General features: G+C 67.6%; 5 protein-coding genes and 1 pseudogene. 4 read left to right on the top strand and 2 right to left on the bottom strand.

Going from position 1 to position 3,621, the window contains the following annotated elements:
* The 3 genes and pseudogenes from RMO04_RS10090 to RMO04_RS10080 form a co-directional block, all read left to right on the top strand.
* Nucleotides 1–509 (top strand): annotated as a pseudogene (locus tag RMO04_RS10090) (oxidoreductase); the annotation flags it as partial.
* Nucleotides 506–1,363, top strand: coding sequence for an NAD(P)-dependent oxidoreductase (locus RMO04_RS10085; protein ID WP_309644653.1), 858 nt, complete (start codon nt 506–508; stop codon nt 1,361–1,363). The pseudogene RMO04_RS10090 and the gene RMO04_RS10085, both read left to right, overlap by 4 nt.
* Nucleotides 1,360–1,839, top strand: a complete 480-nt coding sequence (locus RMO04_RS10080; protein WP_309644652.1) for a GNAT family N-acetyltransferase — start codon at nt 1,360–1,362, stop codon at nt 1,837–1,839. Before RMO04_RS10085 ends, RMO04_RS10080 begins: the two co-directional genes overlap by 4 nt.
* On the opposite strand, the gene RMO04_RS10075 is transcribed toward RMO04_RS10080, so the two are convergent.
* Nucleotides 1,836–2,186, bottom strand: a complete 351-nt coding sequence (locus RMO04_RS10075; protein ID WP_309644651.1) for a DUF3147 family protein — start codon at nt 2,184–2,186, stop codon at nt 1,836–1,838. The two genes, RMO04_RS10080 and RMO04_RS10075, sit on opposite strands and share 4 nt — an antisense overlap.
* Nucleotides 2,187–2,253: 67 nt before the next feature.
* Between RMO04_RS10075 and RMO04_RS10070 the strand changes: the two genes are divergently transcribed.
* A complete protein-coding gene (locus RMO04_RS10070) occupies nt 2,254–2,850 on the top strand; it encodes a GNAT family protein (RefSeq protein ID WP_309644650.1) in 597 nt (198 codons plus the stop codon).
* Between the two features lie 54 nt (nt 2,851–2,904).
* On the opposite strand, the gene RMO04_RS10065 is transcribed toward RMO04_RS10070, so the two are convergent.
* Nucleotides 2,905–3,621, bottom strand: a 717-nt coding sequence (locus RMO04_RS10065; protein ID WP_309644649.1) for an SDR family NAD(P)-dependent oxidoreductase, incomplete at its 5' end; no start/stop codon positions are given.

The following is a 3,621-nucleotide window of genomic DNA, read 5'->3' as shown; positions in this document are numbered from 1 at the left end:
AGCGGACCTCCCGCGTGGTGCAGCTTTCGTCCATCGGCCACCGACGCAGCGACATCCACTGGGACGACCCGCACTACCGTTCGCGGCCCTACGACAAGTGGGAGGCCTACGGCCAGTCCAAGACCGCCAACTCGCTGTTCGCTGTCGGCTTCAACGAACGGTTCGAGGAGCACGGGATCACCGCCAACGCGGTCATGCCGGGCGGGATCATGACGCCGCTGCAGCGCTACCTGCCCAAGGAAGAAATGGTGGCGATGGGCTGGATGGACGCCGAGGGCAATGTCCGCGAGGGCTTCAAGACCACCGAGCAGGGCGCCTCGACCAGCGTCTGGGCGGCGGTCGGCGAAGAGCTGGAGGGGATCGGCGGCCTCTATCTCGAAGACTGCAAGGAGGCCGGTCCCTGGACCTCGGCCGATCCCGTCCACGGGGTCATGCCCCACGCGCTGGACCCCGAGAGCGCCGAGCGCCTGTGGGCCCTGTCGGAAGACACAACCGGAGTGAAGCTATGAGCCTGCAAGGCAAGACCCTGTTCGTCACGGGCGCCAGCCGGGGTATCGGCCTGGCCATCGCCCTGCGCGCCGCCCGCGACGGCGCCAACATCGCCATCGCCGCCAAGACCGCCGAGCCGCACAAGCACCTGCCCGGCACCATCTATTCGGCCGCCGCCGAGATCGCGGCGGCGGGCGGCAAGGCCCTGCCGCTGGTGGTCGACGTTCGCGACGAGGCGTCGGTCTATGACGCGGTTCAGAAGACCGTGGAGCGGTTCGGCGGGATCGACATCTGCGTCAACAACGCCTCGGCCATTTCCCTGACCGGCACGCTCGCCACCGACATGAAGCGCTACGACCTGATGAACCAGGTCAATGCGCGCGGCACCTACCTGACCTCAAAGGCCTGCATCCCGCACCTGAAGAACGCCGCCAATCCGCATGTGCTGATGCTGTCGCCGCCGCTGGACATGAGCCCGCGCTGGTTCGAGGGCCACACGGCCTACAGCATGGCCAAGTTCGGGATGAGCATGTGCGTCCTGGGCATGGCCGCCGAGTTCAAGGCCGACGGGATCGCCTTCAACGCCCTGTGGCCGCGCACCGGCATCGCCACGGCGGCGATCCGCTTCGCCCTGGCCGGCGACGAAGGCATGAAGCAGTGCCGTACGGTCGAGATCATGGCCGACGCCGCCCACGCCATCTTCGTGAAGCCCGCCCGCGAATTCAGCGGCAACTTCCTGATCGACGACAGCTTCCTCTACGCCGAGGGCGAGCGGGATTTCGACAAGTACCGGGTCGATCCGACCGCGCGCCTCATGCCGGACTTCTTCGTGCCCGCAGACAGTGTCCCGCCGCCCGGCGTCGTCGTGGGATGAGCGTCACCGTCCGACCGGCTGTCCCCGCCGACGCCCTCCTGATCCACGGCTTCGTGCGCGCCCTGGCCGACTATGAAAAGCTGCTGCACGAGGTGGACGCCAGCGAGGCCGACATCGCCGGCCACCTGTTCGGCGACAATCCGCGGCTCTTCTGCGACATCGCCGAGGTCGATGGCAAGCCGGTGGGGTTCGCGATCTGGTTCTACAACTACTCGACCTTCAGAGGCCGGCACGGGATCTATCTGGAGGACCTGTTCGTGGTCCCGGAAGCAAGGGGCCTTGGGGCGGGCAAGGCCCTGCTGCGGGCGCTGGCCCAGCGTTGCGAGGCCCAGGGCCTGGCGCGGCTGGAATGGGCGGTGCTGGACTGGAACGCGCCCTCGATCGCCTTTTACGACAGCCTCGGCGCCACGGCCCAGACCGACTGGACCATCCGCCGGCTGACCGGCGAGCCGTTGAGGGCCATGGCAGGAAGCTAGAGTTTCAGACCGAAGCGCGGACCTTGCCAGATCATGGCCAGATAGAGGGCGATGGTGAGCCCGCAGCCTGCGGCTAGCGCCGCCCAGAACGGCATGCCCTTGCGCAGCAGGGCCGGGATCAGCAGAAACATCGGCAGCGAAGGCAGGACGAACCAGAAGGTGGCCTCGGCGTGGGCAGCCATCCTTGGCGCGTCGCCCGTGTCCCGCCAGAGCCAGATCATGCCTAGGATCGAGACCAAGGGCAGGGAGGCGATCAGGGCGCCAAAGCCAGGACTGCGCTTGGCAACTTCTGAAACGGCGGCGATGATCAGGCCCGACAACAGCGCCTTGACGATAAGGTAGACCACGACGCGAGCCTCCAGTGAGGTTCTAACCTCGCCGTGTTCGCAACCGCTAGGCAAGGTCGGAGCCGCCATGAGTGCACCGCCGAAAACCGTTCTGGCCGCGACGCCGGAGGAAGAGGCCGCGATCCGCGCGGCCGTGCGCGCCACCGCAGACCGGCCCATCGCGGGCCCGGAACATGTGGAGGGCCTGCTGGCCCTGTTCTCCGACCCCCGGGTGTCGGACCCGATCTACGACCTGCCGCGGCCGTTCACCCATGAGAGCGTGGCGAAGTGGGTGGCCGACAGCGAGGCCCTGCGCCAGGAGGGCCGCTGCATCCTCAGCGTGACCCTGGACGAGGCCGGAGAGGTGGCGGGCTATTCGCGTATCACGGTCTGGCCCGAACTTTCATCGGCCGAGTTGGCGGGCGCCCGGCGCGCCGACCTGCAGAACAGCGGTTCCGGCCGGCAAGGGGTCGCACACTCCATCGCCTTCATGTTCGAGACGCTGGGCGTAAGGCTGATCGCGTTGACCGCGGCGCTGGACAATGTCCGCTCGGCCAAGGCCATCGACGGGGCGGGCTTCAAGCGGATGGGCGAGGTGGAGAGCGTCAGGCCTGACGGCACGACGCGGCGCTCGATCTATTGGGAACTGAGCCGCGAGGAGTGGCTGCGGCGGCACGTGCTGTAGCCAAACAAAAACCCCGGCCGCGAGGCCGGGGTCCTGTCGTTCGATCGGCGCCTATCAGCCCGCGGTGGCGGGCTTGGGGGCCGGGGCGGCCTGCGGCGCGCGGCCGAGGTCGTAGAACTTCGGGGCCATCTTGGGGATGGCTTCCTTGATGATCGAGTCGACGGTCCAGCCCTCTTCCTTGGTCACGGTCTCGATGGGCCGCGGCTGCGAATAGAGGATGATGTTCTCGCCCGACGAGCCGAAGATCTGGCCCGAGACGCTGGCGGCGGCCGGGGTGATCATGGCGACCGAGAAACGAGCCGGCTGATCGGCGCGGATCTTCTCGGCCATCACCGCGCGGCGGGCGGCGGCGGCTTCGTCCTTGATCGGCACGGACTGGGTCATGCGGGTCCAGGCGACCGGGGCCACGCAGTTCGAGCGCACGTTGTTGCGCGCGCCTTCCATGGCGATGATCCGCGACAGGCCGGCGATGCCCATCTTGGCCGCGCCGTAATTGGCCTGGCCGATGTTGCCGAACAGACCCGAGGTCGAGGTGAAGAACATGTAGGCGCCATCGTTCTGTTCGCGGAACAGCTCGATGGTGGCGCGCGCCACGTTGAAGGAGCCGCGCATGTGGACGGCGATGACGCTGTCCCACTCGGCTTCGGTCATCTTGTGGAACATCACATCGCGCAGGATGCCCGCGGGATTGATCACCGCGTGAAGGCCGCCGAATTCCTTCTTGGCCTGCTCGACCATGGCGTAGACTGCGTCCAGGTCGGTGACGCTGTC

The sequence above is a fragment of the Phenylobacterium sp. genome (assembly GCF_031412415.1).
GTDB lineage: Bacteria > Pseudomonadota > Alphaproteobacteria > Caulobacterales > Caulobacteraceae > Phenylobacterium.
This window is presented reverse-complemented; position numbering and strand designations above follow the sequence as displayed.